Source organism: Pseudomonas mendocina, assembly GCF_900636545.1.
GTDB classification, from domain to species: domain Bacteria; phylum Pseudomonadota; class Gammaproteobacteria; order Pseudomonadales; family Pseudomonadaceae; genus Aquipseudomonas; species Aquipseudomonas mendocina.
In genome coordinates this window covers 5019301-5043945 of the sequence record NZ_LR134290.1, presented here as the reverse complement: position 1 = coordinate 5043945, position 24645 = coordinate 5019301, and the positions used below count along the sequence as shown (strand labels likewise).

The 24645-nt window shown below is 64.4% G+C and carries 22 protein-coding genes and 1 pseudogene; 8 read left to right on the top strand and 15 right to left on the bottom strand.

Features of this window, described 5'->3' with window-relative positions; translation table 11 throughout:
• Window positions 1–24: 24 nt before the first annotated feature.
• Together EL191_RS23680 and EL191_RS23675 are read right to left on the bottom strand one after the other, a co-directional pair.
• Window positions 25–1212: an XdhC family protein gene (locus EL191_RS23680; protein WP_080764230.1), complete on the bottom strand. Its 1188-nt coding sequence runs from the start codon at window positions 1210–1212 to the stop codon at window positions 25–27.
• Window positions 1213–1282: 70 nt separating this feature from the next.
• On the bottom strand, window positions 1283–2257 hold the full coding sequence (locus tag EL191_RS23675; protein WP_041975431.1) for a LysR family transcriptional regulator: 975 nt from the start codon (window positions 2255–2257) through the stop codon (window positions 1283–1285).
• A 155-nt stretch (window positions 2258–2412) separates the two neighbouring features.
• Here EL191_RS23675 and EL191_RS23670 point away from each other — a divergent pair, with 155 nt between their 5' ends.
• Window positions 2413–3828, top strand: coding sequence for an acetyl-CoA carboxylase biotin carboxylase subunit (locus EL191_RS23670; protein ID WP_017363443.1), 1416 nt, complete (start codon window positions 2413–2415; stop codon window positions 3826–3828).
• An 8-nt stretch (window positions 3829–3836) separates the two neighbouring features.
• The gene (gene oadA / locus EL191_RS23665) at window positions 3837–5648 is read left to right on the top strand and encodes a sodium-extruding oxaloacetate decarboxylase subunit alpha (protein ID WP_041975429.1); all 1812 of its coding nucleotides are present in this window, start codon (window positions 3837–3839) and stop codon (window positions 5646–5648) included.
• Window positions 5649–5904: 256 nt separating this feature from the next.
• Here the strand turns inward: oadA and EL191_RS23660 are convergent, their stop codons facing one another.
• The 4 genes from EL191_RS23660 to EL191_RS23645 all read right to left on the bottom strand — a co-directional run bounded on the left by EL191_RS23660 (window position 5905) and on the right by EL191_RS23645 (window position 9476).
• A complete protein-coding gene (locus EL191_RS23660) occupies window positions 5905–6633 on the bottom strand; it encodes a carbonic anhydrase (protein WP_041975426.1) in 729 nt (242 codons plus the stop codon).
• A 153-nt stretch (window positions 6634–6786) separates the two neighbouring features.
• The gene (locus EL191_RS23655; protein WP_041975423.1) at window positions 6787–7848 is read right to left on the bottom strand and encodes a PA0069 family radical SAM protein; all 1062 of its coding nucleotides are present in this window, start codon (window positions 7846–7848) and stop codon (window positions 6787–6789) included.
• A 72-nt stretch (window positions 7849–7920) separates the two neighbouring features.
• A complete protein-coding gene (locus EL191_RS23650; RefSeq protein ID WP_013717856.1) occupies window positions 7921–8424 on the bottom strand; it encodes a hypothetical protein in 504 nt (167 codons plus the stop codon).
• 56 nt (window positions 8425–8480) lie between these two features.
• The gene (locus EL191_RS23645; protein ID WP_041975421.1) at window positions 8481–9476 is read right to left on the bottom strand and encodes a bile acid:sodium symporter family protein; all 996 of its coding nucleotides are present in this window, start codon (window positions 9474–9476) and stop codon (window positions 8481–8483) included.
• Between the two features lie 81 nt (window positions 9477–9557).
• On the opposite strand from EL191_RS23645, the gene EL191_RS23640 reads away from it, so the two are divergent.
• Window positions 9558–10349 carry an AraC family transcriptional regulator gene (locus EL191_RS23640; protein ID WP_041975418.1) on the top strand — a complete coding sequence of 264 codons (792 nt, stop codon included), beginning with the start codon at window positions 9558–9560 and terminating at the stop codon, window positions 10347–10349.
• Between the two features lie 157 nt (window positions 10350–10506).
• Here EL191_RS23640 and EL191_RS23635 read toward each other — a convergent pair whose 3' ends face one another.
• Genes EL191_RS23635 through prlC form a run of 4 tightly spaced genes read right to left on the bottom strand, consistent with a single transcriptional unit; the run spans window position 10507 to window position 14735 of the window.
• Window positions 10507–11595: a DUF3298 domain-containing protein gene (locus tag EL191_RS23635; RefSeq protein WP_041975416.1), complete on the bottom strand. Its 1089-nt coding sequence runs from the start codon at window positions 11593–11595 to the stop codon at window positions 10507–10509.
• Between the two features lie 31 nt (window positions 11596–11626).
• A complete protein-coding gene (locus EL191_RS23630; RefSeq protein WP_041975414.1) occupies window positions 11627–12403 on the bottom strand; it encodes a DUF1835 domain-containing protein in 777 nt (258 codons plus the stop codon).
• A gap of 5 nt (window positions 12404–12408) precedes the next feature.
• Complete coding sequence (locus EL191_RS23625; RefSeq protein WP_013717851.1) at window positions 12409–12690, bottom strand: YheV family putative zinc ribbon protein; 282 nt, start codon at window positions 12688–12690, stop codon at window positions 12409–12411.
• Window positions 12687–14735: an oligopeptidase A gene (gene prlC / locus EL191_RS23620; protein WP_041975411.1), complete on the bottom strand. Its 2049-nt coding sequence runs from the start codon at window positions 14733–14735 to the stop codon at window positions 12687–12689. The genes EL191_RS23625 and prlC overlap by 4 nt, the downstream gene beginning before the upstream one ends.
• Window positions 14736–14867: 132 nt before the next feature.
• Here prlC and EL191_RS23615 point away from each other — a divergent pair, with 132 nt between their 5' ends.
• Window positions 14868–15410, top strand: coding sequence for a gamma carbonic anhydrase family protein (locus tag EL191_RS23615; RefSeq protein WP_041975409.1), 543 nt, complete (start codon window positions 14868–14870; stop codon window positions 15408–15410).
• Window positions 15407–15904 carry a GNAT family N-acetyltransferase gene (locus EL191_RS23610; RefSeq protein ID WP_174447334.1) on the top strand — a complete coding sequence of 166 codons (498 nt, stop codon included), beginning with the start codon at window positions 15407–15409 and terminating at the stop codon, window positions 15902–15904. Before EL191_RS23615 ends, EL191_RS23610 begins: the two co-directional genes overlap by 4 nt.
• A 73-nt stretch (window positions 15905–15977) precedes the next feature.
• Here EL191_RS23610 and EL191_RS23605 read toward each other — a convergent pair whose 3' ends face one another.
• From EL191_RS23605 to EL191_RS23595, 3 genes are read right to left on the bottom strand one after another with little or no spacing between them, the layout of a single operon-like run.
• On the bottom strand, window positions 15978–17360 hold the full coding sequence (locus EL191_RS23605) for an efflux transporter outer membrane subunit (protein ID WP_041975406.1): 1383 nt from the start codon (window positions 17358–17360) through the stop codon (window positions 15978–15980).
• A gap of 11 nt (window positions 17361–17371) precedes the next feature.
• A complete protein-coding gene (locus tag EL191_RS23600) occupies window positions 17372–19318 on the bottom strand; it encodes a MacB family efflux pump subunit (protein WP_041975404.1) in 1947 nt (648 codons plus the stop codon).
• Complete coding sequence (locus tag EL191_RS23595) at window positions 19312–20481, bottom strand: efflux RND transporter periplasmic adaptor subunit (RefSeq protein ID WP_041975402.1); 1170 nt, start codon at window positions 20479–20481, stop codon at window positions 19312–19314. The genes EL191_RS23600 and EL191_RS23595 overlap by 7 nt, the downstream gene beginning before the upstream one ends.
• 328 nt (window positions 20482–20809) lie before the next feature.
• On the opposite strand from EL191_RS23595, the pseudogene EL191_RS23590 reads away from it, so the two are divergent.
• From EL191_RS23590 to EL191_RS23580, 3 genes and pseudogenes are all read left to right on the top strand, one after another.
• A pseudogene (locus EL191_RS23590) lies at window positions 20810–20989 on the top strand (GNAT family N-acetyltransferase); the annotation flags it as partial.
• Between the two features lie 368 nt (window positions 20990–21357).
• Window positions 21358–22329 carry a hypothetical protein gene (locus tag EL191_RS23585; protein ID WP_041975400.1) on the top strand — a complete coding sequence of 324 codons (972 nt, stop codon included), beginning with the start codon at window positions 21358–21360 and terminating at the stop codon, window positions 22327–22329.
• Between the two features lie 60 nt (window positions 22330–22389).
• Entirely contained in the window at window positions 22390–23037 is a 648-nt protein-coding gene (locus EL191_RS23580; RefSeq protein WP_041975398.1) for an HAD family hydrolase, read from the top strand.
• 204 nt (window positions 23038–23241) lie between these two features.
• Here the strand turns inward: EL191_RS23580 and EL191_RS23575 are convergent, their stop codons facing one another.
• Window positions 23242–23472 (bottom strand): DUF1161 domain-containing protein, encoded by a 231-nt coding sequence (locus EL191_RS23575; RefSeq protein ID WP_013717841.1) that lies wholly within the window; start codon window positions 23470–23472, stop codon window positions 23242–23244.
• Window positions 23473–23535: 63 nt separating this feature from the next.
• Window positions 23536–24597, bottom strand: coding sequence for an aminopeptidase (locus tag EL191_RS23570; protein ID WP_041975394.1), 1062 nt, complete (start codon window positions 24595–24597; stop codon window positions 23536–23538).
• Window positions 24598–24645 lie beyond the last annotated feature (48 nt).

The window sequence follows — 24645 nt, the reverse complement described above, 5'->3', positions numbered from 1 at the left end:
TGTGGCCTCGATGCAGTCCGGGGATCAGGAAGCACTTAGCCTGGTCGCCGGCTCAATATCGCTGCGGTCCAGTGGTGTTGGTGTGTGGATCGCCGCCTGGCGATGCTTGAGCATGCCGCCTGTGCGCTGGTTAATGGCGGCTGTCATCTCGGCGAGGATCGCCGTGGCCACACTCTCCGGCGTATCGCCGCCGATATCCAGACCGATGGGGTAGTGCAGGCACTCCAGGGCCGGCAACTGCGGGCTGTGCTGGCGAATCTCGTCCAGCAGGCGTTCGGTGCGGTCACGCGGTCCCAGCTGGCCGATATAGGCGGGCGAGCCCTGCAGAACGCTGCCCAGCCAGTGGCGATCCTGGCTGTAGCTATGGCTCATGATCGCCACCATGGCGTCGTTGGTGAGTGTATGCAGGTCATAGGGCGGCTGTGCATCCACCTGCAGCACGGCGTCGGCGTCGGGGAAGCGTTCGGCGCGGGCGAAATGGGAGCGGCCATCGACCACGGTGACGTGCCAGTCCAGCAGCTTTGCCATGTGCGTCAGCGGCTGTGCGTCATGCCCGGCGCCGAAGATCACCAGACGTCGCTGCGGCGGCAGGTATTCGCAGAACACCTCGATCTCGCCACGCGCATCACGGTAGTTGCGCAGTGAGGAGCGGCCGTCGGTCAGGGTTCGTTGCAGATCGGCGCGAACCTCGGCGTCGATTGCGGAATCGAGCAGGCGGCCGTTGTCGCTGAGCGATGGATGCAAGTAAAGACGCTCACCCACGCGTACGCGGGCGTTGCGATAGCTACCTATCACCGTGGCGACCGCCCCGGCCTGGCCGCTTTCGCGCACCTGGCGCAATAGCCCAAGCACCGCCAGTGGCTTTTCCGCGCTATGGCGTTCGAGCAATACGTGCACGGTGCCGTTGCAGCCGAGGCCGAAGGTCAGTGCGGCGTCCTGGTCGTCATCGTCGTCCTGAGTGGCGGTGCTGTAGCGACGGATCACGGCTTCGCCACCGTCGGTCAGCCACCAGGCCTTCTTCGCCACTTCGGATTCCAGGCAGCCGCCGCTGATGGTGCCCACGGTACCGCCGTAGAGTGGGATCAGCATGCGCGCGCCTGGACGGCGGTATGCCGAACCCTCGACCTTGACCACTGTAGCGAGCACGGCCTGGCCATCGTCGCGTTCGAGCGTGCGGACGGCATCGAGCAGAGCGCTGATTCCCGACAGCATAGGTTTCTCCCGGGCAGATTTTTTGAAGCGACCCCAGGGTGGCAATGTCCCGTATCTCAGTGAAGAAGGGTTAGGCCGATCCTGCGAGATTCTTGCCCGATCCTGCGCTGCCTGCCTGAAAGCGTTCAGCCAGTTTGCCGATATGCGCGCGCTCGGTGCGGATGAAGTCGACGAACGCCTGTGCCACCGGGGACAGGCGTCTGCCGCGGATATTCACCACGCACCAGCTGCGCTGCAGTGGCAATTCGGCCACTGGCAGCTCGCGCAGCAGGCCGTACTGCAACTCCAGGCGTACGGCATGGCGCGGTAGCAGCGCGATGCCTAGTCCGGCCAGCACAGCCTCGCGCTGCGATTCCAGCGAGCCGACCTCCAGCGTATGCGGGAAGTGCGCACGTTTCTGATGGCAGTACTCCTCGCAGGCGCGGCGGGTGCCAGAGCCGCTTTCGCGAGTCAGCAAAGGGTAGGCAGTCAGGTCCTGCAACTGCAGGCTGTCCGCCTCGCAAAGCGGGTGGTCGGGCGGTGCCACGGCGATGATCGGGTTGTTGAGGAAGGGCATGAAGTCCAGCGCCAGATCCTGCGGCACCTGGCTCATGATCATCAGGTCATCGCGGCTCTGGGTCAGGCGGCGCACCACCAGGGCGTGGTTGACCACCGTGAGGTTGAGTACGACTTCCGGGTAATGGCGGCGAAAATCGGCGAACAAGTGGGGAATGAAATACTTCGCGCTGGATTCCACGCACAGGTTGAGCTGCCCCTGCAGCGAGCCCTGCAAGTCCGACAACTGCATGTCCAGGCTTTCCAGTCGGCCGAAAATATCGCTACTGGCGCGACGTAGTGCTTCGGCGGCCGCGGTGAGGTAGAGCTTCTTGCCGACGTACTCGAATAGCGGCTGGCCGACCAGGTCTTCCAGCTGACGAATCTGCAGGCTCACGGCCGGTTGGGTCAGTGACATTTCCTCGGCTGCGCGGCTGTAGGAGCCGTGTTCGCACACCGCCCGAAACACCTGAAGCTGGCGCAGCGTCATGCGCAGCAGGGTTTTACGCACGTTTTCGCCCTCGTTCGATCAATCCATAAGTAATTACTTATGCGCGATCAAATAATTATTCATTTTTGTTAATTCGTATAGCCGGATAGGGTTTCACCACGTTTTGCAACCAACTGTTGCAGCGGCCCTTGCAGCTCTGCGCTGAGGATTGGATCGTGATAAGAAAAATACTGATCGCCAACCGTGGTGAGATTGCCGTCCGCATCGTGCGGGCCTGCGCCGAGATGGGCATTCGCTCGGTGGCGATCTATTCCGAAGCGGACCGTCATGCATTGCACGTCAAGCGCGCTGACGAAGCGCACAGCATTGGCGAAGACCCGCTGGCCGGCTATCTGAACCCGCGCAAGCTGGTCAACCTGGCGGTAGAGACCGGCTGCGATGCACTGCACCCTGGCTACGGCTTCCTGTCCGAGAACGCCGAACTGGCGGAAATCTGCGCCGAGCGTGGGATCAAGTTCATCGGCCCGAGCGCGGAAGTGATCCGTCGCATGGGCGACAAGACCGAAGCGCGCCGCAGCATGATGGCCGCTGGCGTGCCCTGCACCCCGGGCACCGAAGGCAACGTTGCTGATCTGGCCGAGGCGCTGCGCGAAGGCGAGCGTATCGGCTACCCGGTGATGCTCAAGGCCACCTCCGGTGGCGGTGGACGCGGCATTCGTCGCTGTAACAGCCGCGAGGAACTGGAGCAGGCCTACCCGCGCGTCATTTCCGAGGCGACCAAGGCTTTCGGTAGCGCGGAAGTCTTCCTGGAAAAATGCATCGTCAATCCGAAGCACATCGAGGCGCAGATCCTCGCCGACAGCTTCGGCAACACCGTGCACCTGTACGAGCGCGATTGCTCGATCCAGCGCCGCAACCAGAAGCTGATCGAAATCGCCCCCAGCCCGCAGCTCACCCCCGAGCAGCGCGCCTACATCGGTGACCTGGCCGTGCGTGCGGCGCAGGCCGTGGGCTACGAGAACGCCGGCACCGTGGAGTTCCTGCTCGCCGAAGGCGAGGTGTACTTCATGGAGATGAATACCCGGGTGCAGGTGGAACACACCATCACCGAGGAAATCACCGGCATCGATATCGTTCGTGAGCAGATTCGCATCGCCAGCGGCCTGCCGCTGTCGGTCAAGCAGGAAGACATCATCCACCGCGGTTATGCCCTGCAGTTCCGTATCAACGCCGAGGACCCGAAGAACAACTTCCTGCCCTCGTTCGGCAAGATCACCCGTTACTACGCTCCCGGCGGCCCTGGCGTGCGCACCGACACGGCGATCTACACCGGCTACACCATTCCGCCCTATTACGACTCGATGTGCCTGAAGCTGATCGTCTGGGCGCTGACCTGGGAAGAGGCGATGGATCGTGGCCTGCGCGCACTGGACGACATGCGCGTGCAGGGCGTGCGCACCACCGCCCCCTATTACCAGGAAATTTTGCGTAACCCGGAATTCCGTAGCGGCCAGTTCAATACCAGCTTCGTCGAAAGCCACCCGGAACTGACCCAATACTCGATCAAGCGCAACCCGTCGCACCTGGCCATCGCCATCGCCACCGCCATCGCTGCCCACGCGGGCCTGTAGGGGACATCATGAGCAAGAAGATCACCGTTACCGATACCGTCCTGCGCGATGCCCACCAGTCGCTGCTGGCCACGCGCATGCGCACCGAAGACATGTTGCCGATCTGCGACAAGCTCGACCGCGTCGGCTACTGGTCGCTGGAAGTCTGGGGTGGCGCCACCTTCGACGCGTGCGTGCGCTTCCTCAAGGAAGACCCGTGGGAACGTCTGCGTCAGCTCAAGGCCGCGCTGCCCAATACCCGCCTGCAGATGCTCCTGCGCGGGCAGAACCTGCTCGGCTATCGCCATTACAGCGATGACGTGGTCAAGGCGTTCGTGGCCAAGGCGGCGGTCAATGGCATCGACGTGTTCCGCATCTTCGATGCGATGAACGACGTGCGTAACCTGCGCGTGGCCATCGAGGCGGTCAAGGCTGCCGGCAAGCATGCTCAGGGCACCATCGCCTATACCACCAGCCCGGTGCACACCAACGAGGCCTTCGTCGCCCAGGCCAAGGCCATGCAGGCGATGGGCATCGACTCCATCGCCATCAAGGACATGGCCGGTCTGCTCACGCCTTACGCCACCTTCGAGCTGGTCAAGGCCCTGAAGAGCGAGGTCGACCTGCCGGTATTTATCCACAGCCATGACACCGCCGGTCTCGGCGCCATGTGCCAGCTCAAGGCTATCGAGGCCGGTGCCGACCATATCGACACCGCCATTTCCAGCCTGGCGTGGGGCACCAGCCATCCGGGCACCGAGTCGATGGTCGCCGCGCTCAAGGGTAGCGAATACGACACCGGCCTGGATCTGGAGCTGATCCAGGAAATCGGCATGTATTTCCATGCCGTACGCAAGAAGTACCACCAGTTCGAGAGCGAGTTCACCGGCGTGGATACCCGCGTGCAGGTCAACCAGGTGCCGGGCGGGATGATTTCCAACCTGGCCAACCAGCTCAAGGAGCAGGGTGCGCTGAACCGCATGAACGAAGTGCTGGAAGAGATTCCGCGCGTGCGCGCCGACCTCGGCTTCCCGCCGCTGGTGACGCCGACCTCGCAGATCGTCGGTACCCAGGCGTTCTTCAACGTGCTGGCCGGCGAGCGCTACAAGACCATCACCAACGAAGTGAAGCTGTACTTGCAGGGCCGCTACGGCAAGGCGCCGGGCAAGGTCGACGAGCAACTGCGCAAGCAGGCCATCGGTAGCGAGGAAGTGATCGACGTGCGCCCGGCCGACCTGCTCAAGCCCGAGCTGGCACGCCTGCGTGAAGAGATCGGCAGCCTGGCCAAGTCCGAAGAAGACGTGCTGACCTTCGCCATGTTTCCCGATATCGGCCGCAAGTTCCTCGAAGAGCGCGCGGCCGGCACCCTCAAACCGGAAGAGCTGCTACCCATGCCGAACGGCCAGGGCAAGGCGGCGCCGGTGGGCGGTGAAGGCGTGCCGACCGAGTTCGTGGTCGACGTACATGGTGAAAGCTACCGTGTGGACATCACCGGTGTCGGCGTCAAGGGCGACGGCAAGCGCCACTTCTACCTGTCCATCGACGGCATGCCGGAAGAGGTGGTGTTCGAGCCGCTCAACGATTTCGTTGCAGGCGCAGGTGGCAAGCGCAAGCAGGCCGCTGCACCGGGCGATGTATCTACCACCATGCCAGGCAATATCGTCGATGTACTGGTCAAGGAAGGTGACACGGTCAAGGCGGGTCAGGCGGTGCTGATCACCGAAGCGATGAAGATGGAAACCGAAGTGCAGGCGCCGATTGCCGGCAAGGTCAAGGCCGTTCACGTGGCCAAGGGCGACCGTGTCAATCCGGGCGAAGTACTGGTGGAAATCGAAGGTTAACCTCTATGGAGCCCGGCCTGTTGGATGGGCAAGTTTGACGGGGCGTATAACCCGGGCTCCTTTTTTATTCGTTGGCGTCCGTCCCTGACGGGGCGCCCAGGGTTTGAGACCCAGGAGCCGCAAGGCTCCTTTTTTTACTGCAGTTCTCTGGTCATGCCCCAGGTGCGCAAGCACAGCGCGGGCGATCAGCACCGCTTGCGCGGGGCATGGCCTTTTCCCTTCAGCCGGCCGGAGCCTTGACTCCGGCCGGCGCGTTTCAGGCCTGTGGGAAGCGCGAGCGCGGCGTGGCCATCGGGATCTTGTCGCCATCGAGCGGCAGGAAGCTGCCCAGCTCGGCGTCGTAGGCCTTGATCTGGCTGGTTTCGATGTCGTACACCCAGCCATGGATGAACAACTGCCCGCGCGCCAGCTTGGCTGCCACCGATGGGTGGGTGCACAGGTGGTTGAGCTGCGCCACGACGTTTTCTTCGGTGAGCACCGCCAGGGTTTCCTTGTCGTCGCTGCAGTTGCAGTTCTCTGCCACCACGCTGCGTGCGACCTCGGCATGGCGCAACCAGGCCTTGACCGTGGGCATGGTTTCCAGCGATTGCGGGTTGAGCACGGCCTTCATCGCGCCGCAGTCGGAGTGGCCGCAGACGACGATGTGCTGCACGCCCAGGGCCATCACCGCGTATTCGATGGCGGTGGAAACGCCGCCCATCATCTGCCCGTAGGCCGGCACCACGTTACCGACGTTGCGGTTGACGAACAGGTCGCCTGGCGAGCTCTGGGTGATCAGCTCCGGTACCACGCGCGAGTCGGCGCAGGTGATGAACATGGCGCGGGGGTTCTGGGCGGTGGCGAGCTTCTTGAACAGCTCTTCCTGCTGCGGGAAGACCTCGTTGCGAAAGCGTTTGAAGCCGTCAACGATGCTGTGCAGCGCCTGATCGGCGGTTTCGTTGCCCTCATGGGTCTGAAGCGGAATCACCTGGTGTTTGTAAGGCATGCCCTGAACCTCTTTGTTATCGAAAATACGCTGCTAAAACGACAGCGGCAGCGGGGTGCGAGTCACACGCAAGTGTCGCCTTCGGCAAGCCGAGCGACAACTGGCAGGTTCGTCTTTATGCAGGGCTGGAGACCATCAAGACTCAGCGTAGGTTCAGAGCAGGCTCAATTGCGCACCGGGCGGGCAGAACTGCGAGCAGTCCAGCGCAAAACCCTCGCGGCGATCCAGGCCGAGCTTGCGTCGAGCCAGGCGGAAACGCTGTTGCAGCAGCTCGGCAAACTGGCCCTCGCCACGCATGCGGCTGCCGAAGCGGCTGTCGTAGTTCCTGCCGCCGCGGCTCTGGCGAATCAGGCTCATCACATGTTCGGCGCGGTCGGGGAAATGCATCTGCAGCCATTGCTCGAACAGATCGGCGATCTCCAGCGGCAGGCGTAACAGCACGTAACCTGCTGAGCGTGCCCCTGCATCGCGCGCGGCTTCGAGCAGTTGCTCGAGCTCCATGTCGTTGATCATCGGAATCATCGGCGCGCACATCACGCTCACCGGCACGCCGGCCTCATGCAGCGTGCGCATGGCGCGCAGGCGGGCAGCTGGTGCTGCAGTGCGCGGCTCCATTATGCGCTTCAGCTCGTCGTCCAGAGTGGTCAGGCTGAACGCCACGCTGACCAGGTTATGGCTGGCCAATTCGCTGAGCAGGTCGAGATCACGCAGGATCAGCGAGCCCTTGGTGATGATGCTCAGTGGGTGCTTGTAGCGCAGCAGGATCTCCAGCGCCTGGCGGGTCAGGCGCTGCTCGCGCTCGATCGGCTGGTAGGCATCGGTGTTGATGCCCAGGGCGATGGGCTGTGGGACGTAGCCGGGTTTCTGCAGTTGTTCTTCGAGGCGCTCGGCCAGGTTGGTCTTGGCGATCAGGCGGGTTTCGAAGTCGATGCCCGGCGACAGGTCCCAGTAGGCGTGAGTCGGCCTGGCAAAACAGTAGATGCAACCGTGTTCACAGCCGCGGTAGGGGTTTACCGAACGGTCGAAACCGACATCCGGCGAGTTGTTGCGGGTGATCGCCGTCTTGGCTTTTTCCTTGCGCACCTCGGTGGCGCGACTCATTGGCGTTTCGTCCTGGTACCAGCCGTCGTCTTCCTGTTCCGAGCGGGTTGGGGCGTAACGGTTATGCGGGTTGCTGGCGGTGCCGCGACCGCGCGGCGGCAGGTTCAGGGACATGTGAAACGCTCCATATACTGTATGTATGAACAGTATATGGGTTGTCTAATTCGTGCCAGTACTCCGCGTCGCTCAGTCGTCTTCTTCGACCGGTGGTGGCGGTGGGGTAAAGGGCTCGACCACGTACTGGCGGCCGTAGCGGCGGCAGTCTTCCAGCGTGCCGTTTGCCTGGCGCAGGGTGACGAGGAAGGTGCTGCCCTGCGGGTCGTCGGCATCGATCACGCCGGTCTGCAGGTTGACGGCCTTGTTGAAATACCACTCGAACTCGTCGTCCGCCCAGCTCGTACCGCCATACCAGCGAACGATCAGTCCGCCTTCGCGCCAGTGCACGGAGGCGAAGGAGTGTCCGTCCGGCCAGCGGTAGCCGACGATACAGAAGTGGTTGCGGGTGTCGTAGGCCTTCTTCGACTGCAGCAAGATACGCAGCTCGGGTTCAGGATCCTGATAGGGTGGCGTCGTGGCGATATCGAAGCGGGCGTCCATCCCGGCGTAGATCAGTTCGCCGAAATCCGTGGCCAGGGCGGCTGGCGCGGCACCGAGCAGGGCCGCGCCGATCAGCTTTACGAGTGTGCGCATGAACATCCTTGTGATAGGTGATCGACGCCCTGCACGCTAACCCATTAGCGCTGTGCTCAGGAAGCCGTCTGGCTGACCATCGCTTCGCTCTCCGGGCGGCGCGAATAGCGCTGGGCCAGCACCGCGCAGACCATCAATTGAATCTGGTGGAACAGCATCAGCGGCAGGATCAGCACGCCGATGGCGCCGCCGGCGAACAGTACCTGGGCCATGGGCACGCCAGTGGCCAGGCTCTTCTTCGAACCGCAGAAGAGAATGGTGATGCGATCTTCCAGATTGAAACCCAGCCACTTGCCGAGCAGGTGGGTGATCACCAGGGCGAGGGCCAGCAGCACGCAGCAGGCGAAGGTCACGGCCAGCAGTGTGAGCAGCGGTACCTCTTGCCATAGACCGCCAATTACCGCGGCGCTGAAGGCGGTGTAGACCACCAGCAGGATCGAACTCTGGTCGATGTACTTCAGCCAGCTCTTGTTGCGGTTGACCCAGCCGCCGATCCAGCGCTGCGCGATCTGGCCGAGAACGAACGGCAGCAGCAGTTGCAGGCTGATCTTGCCGATGGCGTCGAGGGTCGAATCGTTGTCGCCCTGCACGCCCATCAGCAGCGCCACCAGCAGTGGGGTGACGAAGATGCCGAGCAGGCTGGAGGCTGCTGCGCTGCAGATCGCTGCCGGGATGTTGCCGCGCGCCAGCGAGGTGAAGGCGATGGCCGACTGTACGGTGGCCGGCAGGGCGCACAGGTAGAGCATGCCCAGATACAGCTCCTTGCCCAGCAACGGTTCCAGCGCCGGCTTGAGCGCCAGGCCGAGTAGGGGGAAGAGAATGAAGGTGCAGGAGAACACCAGCAGGTGCAGGCGCCAGTGCCCGGCACCGGCGACGATCGCCTGGCGTGACAGCTTGGCGCCATGCAGGAAGAACAGCAGGGCGATGGCCAGGTTGGTGATCCACTCGAAGATCGTCGCAATCTGGCCGCTGGCAGGCAGCAGCGTGGCGGCCAGTACCACGGCGAGCAGGGTCAGGGTGAAATTGTCAGGCAACAGGCGGCGCAGGAACATGGCGAATCTCGGACTTGCGATACAGGAGGGCGCCAGACTATCGTCAGTGAAAATTTCCGGCTAACGCCAAAGAGCCAGCAAGTGTCGACAAACAGACATCCCTCCACGGTCTATCGCAACCTTCCCGAGTTACCGAGCCTGCCCAGGCCGCTCTACGGTCGGGTTGAATCGCTGACCAACCGCGCCCTGACCTTTCGCCATACCCATCCCTGGGTGCAGTTGTCCTATGCCATTGCCGGGGTACTCGAAGTGCAGACCGCCGGCGCCCGTTTCGTCGCGCCGCCACAGCGTGCGGTATGGGTGCCGGCCGGTGTCGAGCACCGTGTGTTCAGCTCGCCGCGCACCGAGATGCGCAGCCTGTACATCGATGGCGATGCCGTGCCATGGGGGCCGGATGCGTGTCGGGTGCTGGCGGTCAGTCCGTTGCTGCGCGAGCTGATTCGTCGTTTCAGCGATCTACCCGCCGAATACGACGAGCAAGGTGCGCCAGGTAGATTGGCCTCGGTGCTGCTGGATGAGCTGCACGCTGCGCCGGAAGTGGCACTGGTGCTGCCGCTGCCGCAGGATGCGCGCCTGCGCGAGGTGTGCCACGGCCTTGAGGACGCCAACCTGCGCCAGTTGGGCCTGGGGGAATGGGGCGAGCGCCTGGGTGTTTCGGAGAAGACCCTGAGTCGGCTGTTCCTGCGTGAAACCGGCTTGAGTTTCCGCGCCTGGCGCCAGCGTCAGCGCCTGCTCGATGCGCTGACTCCGCTGGAGCAGGGCGAGCGTGTCACGGACGTGGCACTGGCTTGCGGCTACGAATCACTATCGGCTTTTATCGCGGCCTTTCGCCGCCAGTTCGGCGCGCCACCGGGGGAATTCTTTCGCGAATAGCGTCTGCTTGCAGGTTATCGCATGCGGGTGCATTTCGCGGACAAGTCCGCTCCCACAGGTGGCTGTGACTGATTCGTGGGGGCGGACTTGTCCGCGAATCCCAGCATCGGGGTGGGCAACAAGGTCTCTGAGCCCGATGCGAAAGGAGCGGCTGGTTTCAGTCCAGAGCCACCGGCAGCGCCTTGCCGCCTTCCTGCTGCCAGGTGCCGATTAGGGAGCCATCTGGTTGCAGGTGCAGGTCGAAGCTGGCTGGGGTGTCGCCGCCTTCCTGAAGGCGCAGGCGGCCGTTGTGCAAATCTCGACCATCCAGCTCGATGCGCGTGGCGTACTTGTCGTAGAAGTAGGCGCTGGATTGCGGGCGGCTGTTCTCGCTGGTGCCGACGACCAGGGTGATGGGATAGCGGCCGCCAATCTTGCCCCAGTACACGCCGCCGGCCTTCAGATCGGCCGGATGCTGGCAATCGCTGCGTCGCTCCAGCAGCAGGCAGCGCCCGTAGATGCTGAGGTCAGCGTCAAGCTCGGCATAGGGCACGCTGTTGGCGAACTCGCCAAGGTCATCCAGGGCTCGTGCTGCATGGGGCGCGCAGCTTTCGGCGGTCAGCGTCAGTTGTTGCTTGCCGAGTTGCAGGCGGTCGTAGCGGAGGTCGGCTTTGCTACGACTGGGCAAACACTGACGATACATATCCCGCTGTTCGTCGCTGCGTTCGTCGTGGTCGTCAGGGGGGAGCGATAACAACTCGTCGGTATGTCCGCCGGGTACCGGAATACCGGCCAGATAGTCTTCGATGCGCTTGCTTCGTTCCCTGCCGATGCGTTCGCCCAGCCGTTGCAGGCCGGCCGATGTGAAGAGTTGGCGCAGGCCAATGGGTTGGCCGCTGGCCAGGTCGAACAGGTAAGTGACATGGCCCATGCTGGTATAGGCCCCGGTGTACTCGCCGCTGATGGTCAAGGACAGAAAGCCGGGTTGCTCCGTGTCGATCCGGTAATCCAGGCTGTTGGTGCCCCAGATCTCACCTTCCTTCGGCCAGATTCGCTCGAAAGGCGAGCGCTCGAAGCGCCCCGGCAACCCTTCCAGTTCCATGACGTGCAGGTAAGTGTTGATGCGCCGCACCGCCAGGCTGTCGCCTTGCAGTACGGGAAAGCGATAGTTCGCCCAGTCGCCGCGTTTGGCTTCCAGGTTTTCGAAGCGCAGTTCGGCGGCCACCGGCATCACGGTAGCGAGCATCAATAGGGGTAGGTAACGCATCCTGTCCTCCCTGGACATGCAACAAGCCGAATCAGGCGCGACGCACCTGCAATCCCTGATAACCGTATTCACCGGGTTCGCCACTGAGCGCCAGCTGGCCGGCGGCCGCTAGTTCACGGGCGCGCCAGAACAGAAAGAAATCGGTGGCGAAGAAACCATCGTTGCGCGCCATGACCTCGGCCATCAGCCGCGCCAGCGGTTGTGCCTGTGCGCTTGCGCCATTGACCAGCGCGGCATCGATGGCCTGGTAAATTTCACCGCTGAAGGTACCCGCTTGCCATCGGCGGATCGGTGCGTCCTCAGTCACTGCCTCTCGCCACTGCGCCGCCAGTTCGGCCCTGCGTTCGGCATCGACCAGACGCGGCTCGGCGATCTGCGTCAGCGCCTCGGGGCTGTGCATGGCCACCGCCTTGCGCGTTTGCACACGGCTGTCGCCATTGCCACAAGCCACTTCCCAGAGTTCGGCGCTGCTGCCTTGGAGCGCGCTGGCGACGCGCGCCAGCAGCAACTGCTCGCTGCTGCTGTCGCCATGCCAGACGGTGACGGGCCGATCCTGACTCCCCAGGCTGGCAAGCCAGCGAGCATCCTCGGCCAGGCCTGTGGAAAAGTCTGGCCGCGGTGTCATCGCTGCTGGCCACACTTCGCCCCAGAATACGGCGCGGGCGTTGCAGGGCGGATTGTCCACGTCGCCCAGCGGGCCGACGGCGAGGTCGTCACTCAGCACGCGCAGACCGGCTTCGGCGGCCTGCTGGCCGATCACTCGCGTCACACCGGCTACCGCGTTGTCGCCGCAAACCAAGTGCCACATGCGGCTCAGTCCTTCTTCAGCTTCGGATTGGGAAAGAACTGCACCGCCTGCACATTCGGGTCGGCGGCCTTGGGTTTCAGGCCGCTGACGTTGACCCGCGTGGGCAACTCCTTGGGCACCGAGTTGCCGCGTGCGTCGAGGGTGTCGGCGTAGCCGCACTTAACGCATTCACGGTGCGGCACGCCGTCGACGTTCCACATCTTGATGCTGTCGGTCTCGCTGCACGCCGGGCACACGGCACCGGCGATAAAGCGTTTCGGGGTGCTGTTCACCGGGGCGTCGCTCATGCGGCCTCCTGGCTCAGGCCGAGGTGGCGCAGCAGGGCGTCGATGCTCGGCTCGCGACCGCGGAAGTCGACGAACAGCACCATGGGTTCCTGCGAGCCGCCACGGGCGAGGATGGCCTCGCGGAAGGCGCGGCCGGTATCGGCGTTAAACACACCTTCTTCCTCGAACTTGGAGAAGGCATCGGCGCTGAGCACTTCGGCCCACTTGTAGCTGTAGTAACCGGCCGCATAGCCACCGGCGAAGATATGTGCGAAGCCGTTGGCGAAGCGGTTGTAGGCCGGCGGGCGCAGTACCGAGACCTCGGCGCGCACGCCTTCGAGTACGTCCAGCACGCTGCGGCCGTCGCCGTGGCTGGCGTGCAGCTCGAAATCGAACAGGGAGAACTCCAGCTGACGCACCATCATCAGCCCGGACTGGAAGTTCTTCGCCGCCAGCATCTTGTCCAGCATGGCCTGCGGCAGCGCCTCGCCGCTTTCATAGTGGCCGGAGATCAGCGCCAGGCCTTCGGGCTCCCAGCACCAGTTCTCCATGAACTGGCTCGGCAGCTCGACTGCATCCCAGGCCACGCCGTTGATGCCCGAGGCGCCGGCGTGCTCGACGCGAGTCAGCAGGTGATGCAGGCCATGGCCGAATTCGTGGAACAGGGTGGTGACCTCGTCGTGGGTCAGCAGCGCCGGCTTGCCGCCGACCGGCGGGGTGAAGTTGCATACCAGGTTGGCCACCGGGGCGATCAGCTTGCCCTTAGCGTCACGGCGCTTATCGCGGGCGCCGTCCATCCAGGCGCCGCCGCGCTTGTTGGCGCGGGCGTAGAGGTCGAAGAAGAAGCGGCCGACGTGCTGGCCGTTCTCGCTGATCTCGAACAGGCGCACGTCCGGGTGCCAGGTGTCGAAGTCTTGCAGCTCGCGAATCTCGATGCCGTAGAGCTTCTGCACGATGGCGAACAGGCCGGTGAGCACCTTGTCCACCGGGAACCAGGCGCGTACTTCTTCCTGGGAGATGCTGTAGCGCTGTTGGCGCAGCTTCTCGCTGTAGTAGCCGACATCCCAGCTTTGCAGATCATCCAGACCCTGTTCGGCGGCGAAAACCTTCAGCTCGGTCAGATCCTGCTCGGCGAAAGGTTTGCTGCGTACGGCCAGGTCGCGCAGGAAGCTCAGCACCTGCTCGGTGGATTCGGCCATCTTGCTCGCCAGGCTCAGCTCGCTGTAATGGGCGAAGCCGAGCAGGCGCGCCAGTTCCTGGCGCAGGTCGAGAATCTCGGCCATTAGCGGGCCGTTGTCGTTCTGCCCGGCATTCGGCCCCTGGTCGGAGGCGCGGGTGCAGTAGGCGGCATACACCTCTTCGCGCAGCGCGCGGTCGTCGGCGTAGGTCATCACCGCGTAGTAGCTGGGGAATTCCAGTGTGATCAGCCAGCCGTCCAGGTTCTTGGCCTTGGCTGCCTGCTGCATCTGTGCCTTGGCAGAGTCGGTCAGGCCGTTCAGGCGCGCTTCGTCAGTGATGTGCTTGGTCCAGGCCTGGGTGGCGTCGAGCAGCTGGTTGGAGAACTTGCTGGTCAGCTCGGACAGGCGCATCTGGATCTCGCCATAGCGCTTCTGCTGCTCGGCCGGCAGGTCGATGCCGGAAAGGCGGAAATCACGCAGGGCGTGTTCGAGAATGGTCTTCTGCGCCACGTCGAAATCGGCGGCCGCCGGGCTCTGCGCCAGCGCCTCGTAGGCCTGGAACAGCGGCTTGTTCTGGCCCATTTCGGTCCAGTACTCGGACAGCTTGGGCAGGCAGGCCTCGTAGGCGGCGCGCAGCTCGGGACTGTTGCACACCGAGTTGAGATGGCTCACCGGGCTCCAGGCGCGGCCCAGGCGTGCGCCCAGTTCGTCCAGTGCCAGCACCAGGCCCTCCCAGCTCGGATTGGTCTGCTGCTGTTCAAGCAGCTTGGCGATGGCCGCGCGGCTGTCGGCCAGGATCTGGTCGACAGCAGGCTCGACGTGTTCCGGTTTGATCTGCGAGTAGGGTGGCAGGTCGAAGTCTTGCAGCAGGGGATTGTTCGCGGTCACGACGAGGCGCCTATGGAGAAGGAAGACAGTGTTGTGCTGGCGGGCATTCGAGCTAATTCCAGCACGCTGACAACAGACATGGGGGCCATCTTAATTACAATCAAGCTTTCCCGCAGCCCAGGAGCCTCTATCGTGGCGATTCGCAAATACCAGCAACACCTCCCGCAACTGGGCGCGCGCGTCTTCGTCGACGCCAGCGCCGTGGTCATCGGTGATGTCGAACTGGGCGAGGACAGCTCGGTGTGGCCGATGACCGTGATCCGTGGCGATATGCACCGCATCCGCATCGGTGCGCGCACCAGCGTGCAGGACGGCAGCGTGCTGCACATCACCCACGCCGGGCCGTTCAACGCCGAGGGCTTCCCGCTGATCATCGGCGATGAGGTCACAGTCGGGCACAAGGTCACCCTGCATGGCTGCACCCTGGGCAACCGCATCCTGGTGGGCATGGGTAGCATCGTCATGGACGGCGCGGTGGTTGAAGACGAAGTAATCATCGGCGCCGGCAGCCTGGTGCCGCCGGGCAAGCGCCTGGAAAGCGGCTACCTGTACATCGGCAGCCCGGTGAAACAGGCCCGCCCGCTGACCGACAAGGAGCGCAGCTTCTTCAGCTACACCGCCGGCAACTACGTGAAACTCAAGGATCAGCACCTGGCCGAGGGGTATGACCAGTGAGCGATGAACTGATCATCCGTCCCATCGAGGCGGCCGATTTCGATCAGGTCTGGCCGATCATCCGTGACGTGGTGCAGGCGCAGGAAACCTACGCCTTCGACCCGGACATGGATCGCGACACGGCCTGGAAACTCTGGGTCGAGCTGCCGCGCGCCACCTTCGTCGCCGAGCAGGGCGGGCAGATTCTCGGCACCTACTACATCAAGGCCAACGCTGCCGGGCCGGGTGATCACGTCTGCAACTGCGGCTATATGACCGCTCCGGCCGCGCGGGGTAAGGGCGTGGCCAGCCGGCTCTGCACCCATTCGCTGGACGTGGCGCGCGAGCTGGGCTTCAGCGCCATGCAGTTCAACAGCGTGGTGGCCACCAACACCGTTGCCGTGGCGCTGTGGCAGAAGCACGGTTTCGAGATAGTCGGCACCCTGCCCAAGGCCTACCGCCACGCCCGGCATGGGTTGGTGGATTGCCATGTGATGTTCCGTAGCCTGACCTGAGCCTGCCGTTGCTACGGAGGGAGAGCCCTTATCTGATCGGTAGTAGGCGTGGGGCGATCAGTCAGCTCCTTTGCTAAGGAGTCGCTTCGGGCTCTGATGCTGCTTGCCAGCCGCCTCCCAGCGCGCGTGCCAGCGCCACGCTGCTCTGCAGGCGAGCCAGATGCAATCGGGCGCTCTGATCTTCGGCCGCGTAGAGGCTGCGCTGGGCGTCGAGCAGGTTGAGCAGGTCGTCGGCGCCGGCCTGGTAGCGTTCTTCGGCCAGTTGCAAGGCGCGGGCGGCTTGGGCCTGGACTTCCTGCTGGGCTCGCCAGCGGGCCTCGACGCCGGCGCCGGCATTGAGGGCCGTCTGTACATCGGCGAAGGCTTCGACGATGCGCTGGCGGTAGCTGGCCAGCAGTTCCTCGCGGCGCGCGGAACTGGCGTCGCGGGCGGCGGCGAGGGCGCCGCCGTCGAAGATCGGTGCGCTGAGCGCGGCGGCCAGTGAATAGAGCGGATTGGCCAGTACGCGGCTCAGGCTGCTGGCGTTGCCACCGGCACCAGCGCTCAGATCGAGGCGCGGTAGCAGGGCGGCGCGTGCCGCGCGCAAGTCGGCGTCAGCGGCGCGCAGTTGCGCTTCGGCGCGGGCCAGATCAGGTCGGCGCAGCAGCAGGTCGCTGGGCAGACCGGCCGCCAGCGGCATGGCCTGCAGGGCGTTGAGCGCGCTGTCCATTGCCACGGCTGGCTGGCTCTGGCCGAGCAGAACGGCGAGGCTGCTATGCAGGTCTTCGGCCTGCTGGCGCAGTTCGGCGCGGTTACGTCGCTGCTCGGCGAGCAGGCCGCGTTGCTGGGCCAGTTCCAGCGGGGTAGCGGCGCCGGCGGCGTAACGGGCCTCTACGGTACGCAGCACGCGCTGCGCGTTGCTCAGGTTCAACTCGGCCAGGCGTAGGCGCTCGGCCAGCGCCACCTGGCGCAGCCAGGTCTCCACCAGCGTAGCGGTCAGGCTCAGGCGCAGGGCGTCGCGGTCGAAGCGCCTGGCGGCCAGTTCGGCCTGTACGGCGTCGCGGCTGGCGCTCAGGCGTCCCCACAGGTCCACTTCGTAACTGGCCAGCAGGCCCGTGTCGTAGGTGTTGCCGGCGCCACCATCCTGGCCGCCGAGCCGCCTTTCGCGGCTGGCGCCGAAGCTGCCGTCCACGCGTGGCAGCAACGCTGCGTTGGCGCCACGGGCAAGGGCTTCGGCCTGACGCAGGCGTGCGGCGGCCGCGTCTAGGTCGTGATTGTGTTGCAGCGCCTGACTGACCAGGGCGTCCAGCTCGGTACTGGCAAAGGTCCGCCACCAGTCATCGGCAGGCGCGCTGGCATCTGCCAGTGTGTGATTCCAGCTCGGCGGGGGCGTCGGCAGATCGACGGGGCCTGCGCTGTGCTTGGCGCAGCCGACGAGCAGCGCGCTGGCGAGCAGCAGGGGCAGAGGGCGGGGCATGGTCAGTCCTGTCATTGCGTGGCGAGCGCCACCACTGGGTCGAGGCGGGCAGCGGTGCGTGCCGGCAGATAGCCAAACAGCAATCCAGTGCCGACTGCGCAGGCGAAGGCCAGCAGCATGGCCGAGAGGGAAAACACCAGCGGTACGTCCCACAGCAGCAACAGCGCACCGAAACCGAGGCCGCTGGCCACGCCGGCGCTGCCGCCGAGCAGGGTGACCAGCACCGACTCGGTGAGGAACTGGCGCAGGATGTCACGCTGGCGTGCGCCGGTGGCCATGCGGATGCCGATTTCGCGGGTGCGCTCGCGTACGCTCATGAGCATCACGTTCATCACCCCGATGCCGCCCACCAGCAGCGACACGGCGGCGATCAGACCGAGCATCAGGGTCATGCTCTGCCGTGTTTCGGCCTCGGCCTGCAGCTTGGCCGCCGAGTTGTACACGCGGAAGTCCTCGCGGCCGTGGCGCTGGCGCATCAGCTCTTCCAGCGCCGTCTGCGCCTGGGCGACCAGTGCGCTGTTGCGCACTTCGATGGCGCCGTAGCTTTCGTCACGCAGCTTGGGGAAGACCCGCACCACGCCGGTGCTGTGCGGCACCAGAACCTGCTCGTCGGGATAGTTGCCGCCGGCTTCGCTGCCTTTCTCGCTCATCACGCCGATCACCTCGAAGGGCGCGCTGTTGATCAGGATGATCTGCCGCAGCGGATCGCCGCCGTCGGGGAACAGGTTCTGGTAAACCTCGTGGCCGAGCACGGCCACCGGGGCGATCTCGGCGTTTTCCGCGGCGCTGAAGAAGCGCCCGCGTGCCACCGGCCAGTGGTGGATCGCCGGCAACTGTTCGCCGACGCCGAGCACTTCGGTCTGCAGCGCCTGCTGGCCGTGGCGGATCAGCGCCGGGTCGCGCAGGATCGGCATCATCCGCGCCACTTCGCGCAGTTGGCCGATGGCGGCGAAGTCATCCATGGTCAGCACGCCAATCGGCCCGCCAGTGCGCGGTACGCTGCTGCCGATGTACATCAGGTTGGCGCCCATCACGCCCATTTCCGCGACCACCTTCTGCCGCGCACCTTCGCCGACGGCGAGCATGACGATCACCGAAGCCACGCCGATGACGATGCCGAGCAGGGTCAGCGCGGTGCGGAAGCGGTGGATCAGCAGCACGCGCCAGGCGCTGCGCAGCATCTCGCCGAGTTCGTCGGCGAACGCTGCCCCCGAATCGCGGCCGGCCTGCTGCAAGTTCGGTGGCGGCAGTGCCGTGGCGGGTGGTAGACCGCCGCTGTCGGCGATCACCGCGCCATCGCGGACTTCGATGATGCGTCGTGCCTGGGCGGCGACATCACGGTCGTGGGTGATCAGGATGATGGTGTGGCCGGCGTCGGCCAGCTCGTGCAGCAGCGCCATCACCTCCTTGCCGCTGTGGCTGTCCAGCGCGCCGGTGGGCTCGTCGGCGAGGATGATGCGTCCGCCGTTCATCAGCGCGCGGGCAATCGACACCCGTTGCTGCTGGCCGCCGGAGAGTTGGCTTGGGCGATGTTCCAGGCGCGTACCCAGACCCAGTCGCTGCAGCAACTCGGCGGCTCGTGCATGGCGTGCGGCGGCCGGCATGCCGGCGTAGATGGCCGGCACTTCGACGTTTTCCCGCGCCGACTCGGTGGCGATCAGGTGGTAGCCCTGGAACACGAAGCCGAATGCTTCGCGGCGCAGCCAGGCCAGCTGGTCGGCGTCGAAGGCGGCCACATCCTGCCCGGCGAAGTGGTAGCTGCCGGCGCTGGGGCGGTCGAGGCAGCCGAGGATATTCATCAGGGTCGACTTGCCGGAGCCGGAGCTGCCGACGATGGCGACGAATTCACCGGCCTCGATGCGCAGGTCGATGCCGCGCAGCACATCCACCGCCGGCGCGCCGTCCTCGCCGCCGTAGGTGCGGCGGATGCCCTGCAGTTCGATCAGTGCACTCACCACTGGAACCTCGGCACTCCCTCGTCGGCCGTCAGCTCGCCGGTGATCAGGCGCTCGCCTTCCTTGAGACCTGCGGTGATTTCCGCTACCTGACGGTCTCGCGCGCCGACTTGCACCGTGCGCGCCTCGGCCTTGCCGTCGGCACCGAGCACGCGCACCTGCCAGGCGCCGGGCTGGCCCTGCAGGGCGTCCAGCGGTGCGGTGAGCACATCGCTGGCAGTGGCAGTGACGAACACCACCTGCGCGGTCATCTGTGGCATCAGCTCGCCGTCGGCGTTGTCCACCTCGAACAGCACGGTGTACTGCACCACCTTCTCGGTTTCGTTACTGGCGCTACTCGCTTCGCCCTGACTGCCGGTCGGCACCGGTGGCGCCGGCAGCACCTGACGCACGCTGCTGTGCCAGCGCCGCGCATCGCCGCCGAGGGTAGTGAAGTACAGCGGCAGGCCTGGCTGCAGGCGGCGAATATCGGCTTCGGACACTCGCGTCCAGCCGGTCATGCTGGACAGATCGGCGATGCGCATCACCGTTGGCGTCTGGTAGGTGGCGTTGAGGGTCTGGCCCTGCTTTACATCTACTCCCAGTACCGAGCCGGCAATCGGCGCATACAGGCGCGTGTAGCTCAGTTGCGCCTCGTTGCCGCGCAGCCGTGCGCGTGCCTCGGCCACTTGCGCGCGCAGTTGCTGCAAGCGCGCCTCGGCCGAGCGCAGGGTGGCCACGGCAATCTGCACATCTTCCTCGCGCGTGGCCTCGGCGCTGAGCAGGCGTTGCTGGCGGCGGTGCTGCTGGCGGGCCAGATCGAGCTGCGCCTGCTGCTCGGCCTGTTGCGCGCGCAGGCCGGCGAGCGCGGCGCGGTCGGCTTCCACCGTGGCCTTGTGCAGGCTGGCGTCGATCTCGGCGAGCAGTTGGCCCTTGTCGACGTGATCGCCCGGCTCCACCAGCAGACGCATGATCTGCCCGGACACCTGCGCGCCGACCTCCACCGAATGCCGCGGCTGTAGGGTGGCCATGGCCACTACCGTAGCCTGCACGTCGCCGCGCGCCACTGGCTCGCTGGCATAACGAATTGCCGGCGCCCGGGTGAACCAGCCGGCCAGGCTCAGCAGGAGTACAACGATTGTCACCAGCCAGGTGAGACGGCGCGGGGAAAAGCGGGAAAACATCATGATGAAGCTCGACCTGAGTGACCATCCGTGAGCCGGCGCAGGTGCGCGCGCGGGAGGTGAGATGCGGATCCTGAGGAACCACCTGGAGGGGTGGTGCGACAAGGGCGTCGGCAATGACGCTCCACCTACAAAGACGGATGAGTCGCGGCGACCTGCTGTCCGTTTGTCGGAGCGAATGAAACAAGATGTTTCAGCATTCCTGCGTCTGGCGGCGATGGAGAGGCCGGTTCATGTCAAGAAATGTGCGCGTTGCGTTTAGCACGGCTGCTACGCCTGCTCGGCCAGCAGTGCCCTTGTTTCCAGCAGGTAGCACATTTCGCCGGCGAATGTGGCGCGCGAGCTGGGTTTCAGCGTCATGCAGTTCAATAGCGTGGTGGCGACCAACACGGTGGTCGTGGCGTTGGGGCAGAAGCTCGGCTTCACCATCGTCGGCACCCTGCCCAAGACCTACTGCCATACGCGGTTGGGGTTGGTCTATTGCCACGTGATGTTTCGTAGCCTGAGTTGAGCTTGCCGTTGGTGTAGGAGCGAATTTATTCGCGATCATGGCCGGGCGCTGAGCCAAACCTACAGCGGCATATCTGATTGGCAGCAGGCGTATCCGGCAGTTAAGTAAGAACGAATCCGGCAAGTCATTGGTTATTAAAGTCAAAACCCTGTTTCAAGCGTTTTTACCCATTTCCCCAGCCGTTGGTTAAATGCCTGACTTTGAAAACGCGGAAATCGGCCTCGGAAAAGGCCTGCCAATCAGTACACGTAAAGCCTGGCGTCTGCATCGACTGCAGCACGTAAACAGCCTGTCGCACTTTCTTCTGCCGTCAGGGTCGTTATTCTCCGACTACCCCAACGGACTGTGTCGACGACAAGGATCGCCCCATGACCGAACCCAATCCCTTCGCCCCGGAGGCGCGTGCGCCGACACTGGCATCACGGCAATTGCCGTTATTGCCGCTGCATCTGGTAGGCGTGGTGCTGCTGATGAGCCTGATCAGTATCGCGGTCACGCTGGTCGGGTGGGTGATCAATGATGTCGACACCGATGCCATGTTCTGGCTGCGCTACGTCGTCAGCTATTGGATAACCCATCTGCTGATGGCCGGGCTGTGCGTCTACTGGCTGGCCAACGCCTACATGGAGCGCCATCGCCTGGCGAGCTACCGGCAGCCGGCAGGGTTGCTGATCGGCTATGGCCTGGCCTACCTGCTGTTGTCCTGGGCACTGGGTTTTGCCTCTGGGCAACTCTACGCGTGGCTGTATCAGCAACTGGATGTCTACGGCGTCGTGCGTCTGCTGTTCGGTCTCGGCTGGTGGGGCGTCGGTTTGCTGATCTTCTGCCTCGAGGCGCTGCTACCGCTCTGGCTGCTGTTGCATCTGTTCCGCCAGCAGGCCGAAGTAGGCGCTGACGATTTGCAGGTGTCGGGCACGACACTGGCCTGGTGCTTCGCGCTGGCTGTCGTGGTGGCTTCCCTGCAACTGGCGGGGATGACCACTCAGTTGCTGAGCGGGATGGCCTATGGGTACGAGCTGCAGGGCTGGGAAGGGCTGGTCAACCTGGTGAATGCCGTGCTGTTTCTGCTGGTCGCGCTCTTCACCGCGCGTGCAGCATTGCCAGCGCAGGTACGAGGTTTCAATGGCGGACGGCTGGCAGCAGCGGTGGCGATCACCCTGTCACTGTGGATAGGCAGTGCTCTGCTTTGCGGCATTGTGCTGCTGGTGCTGCTTTGGCTTGGACTGGGAAACAGCCTCGTATTGATGCTGTTCTTCAGCCTGCTGCAACTGGCGCTGCTGTGGCCATTCACTCGCCTCGGGCTGCGCTGGGGCTATCGCGCGCAAGCTGCCCAGGCGTGAATGCCTGGGCAAAGGCGGGTATCCTTCGCCACCGTTCCAGTTGCGAATAGGCACTCGCCCATGCATCACTCCACCCTCCTTTTCGATCTCGATGGCACGCTCACCGACCCGCGTGAGGGCATCACCCGTTCGGTGCAGTACGCGCTGGCCAAGCTGGGTATCGATGAGCCTGATCTGGCTGCGCTGGAGCATTTCATCGGCCCGCCGCTGCTGCAGTGCTTCATGGCGACCTATGCGCTGGACGAGGCCACCGGCTGGCAGGCGGTCAATCATTATCGCGAGCGTTTCCGGGTGACCGGTCTGTACGAGAATCGGGTATTCGAGGGTGTCGAGGCGCTGCTCGAAGCGCTGGTGGCGCAGGGGCGGACGCTGTATATCGCGACCAGCAAACCGACGGTGTTCGCCGAAGAAATTGCCCGGCACTTCGGTTTCAACCGTTACTTCAAGCGTATCTACGGCAGCGAGCTGGACGGCACGCGCACCAACAAGGTCGAGCTACTGGCGCATCTGCTGGAGTCGGAGCGACTGGCGCCGGATTCGGCACTGATGATCGGCGATCGCAAGCATGACCTGATCGGCGCTCGCAGCAATGGCTTGCAGGCGGTGGCAGTGGGCTACGGCTTCGGTAGCCGTGAAGAGTTGCTCGGCGAGGCGCCGGCCTTCCATTTCGAGACGCTGGAAGAGATGCACCGGGCGTTCAGTCGTTGATCGATCCCGGCTGCTGCCGGATCACCGGCGTAGGCCGGAGCGAAAGATTCGCGGGCAAGTCCGCTCCACAAAAGCCACCTCGTGGGAGCGGACGTGCCCGCGAACGGCTCTCCACCCAGCGCAAAGATAGTCGCTGGAAGTGGAGTCAAGGGAGAAACGGCTGCTGACTTCCCGCCGTGCTGCGGGAAGCCAACTTCACGGGCATCAGCCGTTGCGCTGATAGACGATCTTCTTGGTGCCGCCGTCGCAGCTGCCGACGACCATGCTCTGATCCTGAACTTCGTCGTTGGGCACGATTTCCAGGGTGTAGCTGGGCACGTTGTTGGCCTGGATCTTCACTTCAATTTCCTGCTTGAGTTCTTCGCAGGGCTTGGGCGCGGCCAGCGCGCCGCCAGCCAGGAGCATCAGGGCCAGGGCGGGAATCAGTCGTTGCATCGCTTGTACCTCCAGTGTTGGGCGAAACCTGAGTAGGTTGGACTGGCATTTTGCCCAGCAGTTCTAGTCGTTTTGCAGCAGGCTTTCCAACCTGGCCCGACGATCTGCTTCCGGTAGCCGACCGAGCGCGGCTACGGCTGCATAGAAGGCCTGCCAGTTTCGTGCTTCATGCTCGAACAGGGCGGCAAAGGCTGGCACCCATTGGTCGTAGAGACCAAAGGGCAGTAGCTTGGCATTGTTCAGCGGGCTCTCGATCCAGGCGTCATAGCGGCCCTGGCCACCCCATTCAACTTGGCGCAGGGTACGGTAGTCGCGGCGCAGACGATCGAATTCGGCCTGCTTGGCGGCGCGCATGGCTTGCTCCGGCTGTTCGCTGGCATAGAGCGCCTGCAGGCGCTCGCGGCTGGCCAGTACCAGTTCGATGAACTGCTGGCGCTGGCGGTCATCGTCAGCCGGTGGTGTTTCTCCGCGGGCGGCATGCCACTGACGCAGCCCTTCATGCTCGACGAAGGTGGCGAAGGACTCGTTGAAGGCGGTATCCCCCGGCAGGTAGTACTGCTGGTGTGCCAGTTCGTGAAAGATCACCGCGATGAAGCGTTCGTCGCTCCAGCGCAGCATGGTGTTGAGCAGCGGATCGTCGAACCAGCCCAGAGTCGAGTAGGCCTCCACGCCGCCGATGTAGGTATCCAGCCCCTGCTGGCGCAGCAGCGCGGCGGCGGCGCGCGCGCGACCCTGCTGGTAGTAGCCACGGTAGGCGACGCAGCCGGCGATGGGAAAGCAGTGCAGCTCGGGTTCGAGGGAAAACTCCGGCGTGGCGAACAGGTTCCACACCACGAAGGGGCGACCCAGGTCGGCGTACAGCCGATAGCTGCGGTTCTCAGGTAGCTGCAACTGCGTGCTGGCGAAGTCTCGCGCCTGCTGGCTCAGCGCCAGGCGCCTGGCCAGATCGGGGGCGGTCGCCGGGTCTTCGAGAATGCGCTGCACTGGCTCGCGGGCGTGCAAAAGCTGCCACTGGCCCTGGCCGAGGTGGGCGTAGTAGTCGATCGTCGAGCAGCCGCCCAGCAGCAGGGCGAGCAGGGGAACCGCAATGCGGCGCAGCAGGTCGATAGGGCAGGCGTTGGGCATGCCGTCACGCTAGCTGATCGCGTGTGCAGTCTCCAGCCCCTTTCGCCT

Bases quoted from the DNA above. Each gene is read 5' to 3' on its own strand.
- EL191_RS23635 (WP_041975416.1), bottom strand. From the start codon at position 11,595: ATGCGTTACCTACCCCTATTGATGCTCGCTACCGTGATGCCGGTGGCC.
- EL191_RS23625 (WP_013717851.1), bottom strand. From the start codon at position 12,690: ATGAGCGACGCCCCGGTGAACAGCACCCCGAAACGCTTTATCGCCGGT.
- EL191_RS23605 (WP_041975406.1), bottom strand. From the start codon at position 17,360: ATGCCCCGCCCTCTGCCCCTGCTGCTCGCCAGCGCGCTGCTCGTCGGC.
- EL191_RS23680 (WP_080764230.1), bottom strand. From the start codon at position 1,212: ATGCTGTCGGGAATCAGCGCTCTGCTCGATGCCGTCCGCACGCTCGAA.
- EL191_RS23580 (WP_041975398.1), top strand. From the start codon at position 22,390: ATGCATCACTCCACCCTCCTTTTCGATCTCGATGGCACGCTCACCGAC.
- EL191_RS23655 (WP_041975423.1), bottom strand. From the start codon at position 7,848: ATGTCCCTGAACCTGCCGCCGCGCGGTCGCGGCACCGCCAGCAACCCG.
- EL191_RS23575 (WP_013717841.1), bottom strand. From the start codon at position 23,472: ATGCAACGACTGATTCCCGCCCTGGCCCTGATGCTCCTGGCTGGCGGC.
- EL191_RS23660 (WP_041975426.1), bottom strand. From the start codon at position 6,633: ATGCCTTACAAACACCAGGTGATTCCGCTTCAGACCCATGAGGGCAAC.
- EL191_RS23585 (WP_041975400.1), top strand. From the start codon at position 21,358: ATGACCGAACCCAATCCCTTCGCCCCGGAGGCGCGTGCGCCGACACTG.
- EL191_RS23650 (WP_013717856.1), bottom strand. From the start codon at position 8,424: ATGCGCACACTCGTAAAGCTGATCGGCGCGGCCCTGCTCGGTGCCGCG.
- EL191_RS23595 (WP_041975402.1), bottom strand. From the start codon at position 20,481: ATGATGTTTTCCCGCTTTTCCCCGCGCCGTCTCACCTGGCTGGTGACA.
- oadA (WP_041975429.1), top strand. From the start codon at position 3,837: ATGAGCAAGAAGATCACCGTTACCGATACCGTCCTGCGCGATGCCCAC.
- EL191_RS23645 (WP_041975421.1), bottom strand. From the start codon at position 9,476: ATGTTCCTGCGCCGCCTGTTGCCTGACAATTTCACCCTGACCCTGCTC.
- EL191_RS23570 (WP_041975394.1), bottom strand. From the start codon at position 24,597: ATGCCCAACGCCTGCCCTATCGACCTGCTGCGCCGCATTGCGGTTCCC.
- EL191_RS23630 (WP_041975414.1), bottom strand. From the start codon at position 12,403: ATGTGGCACTTGGTTTGCGGCGACAACGCGGTAGCCGGTGTGACGCGA.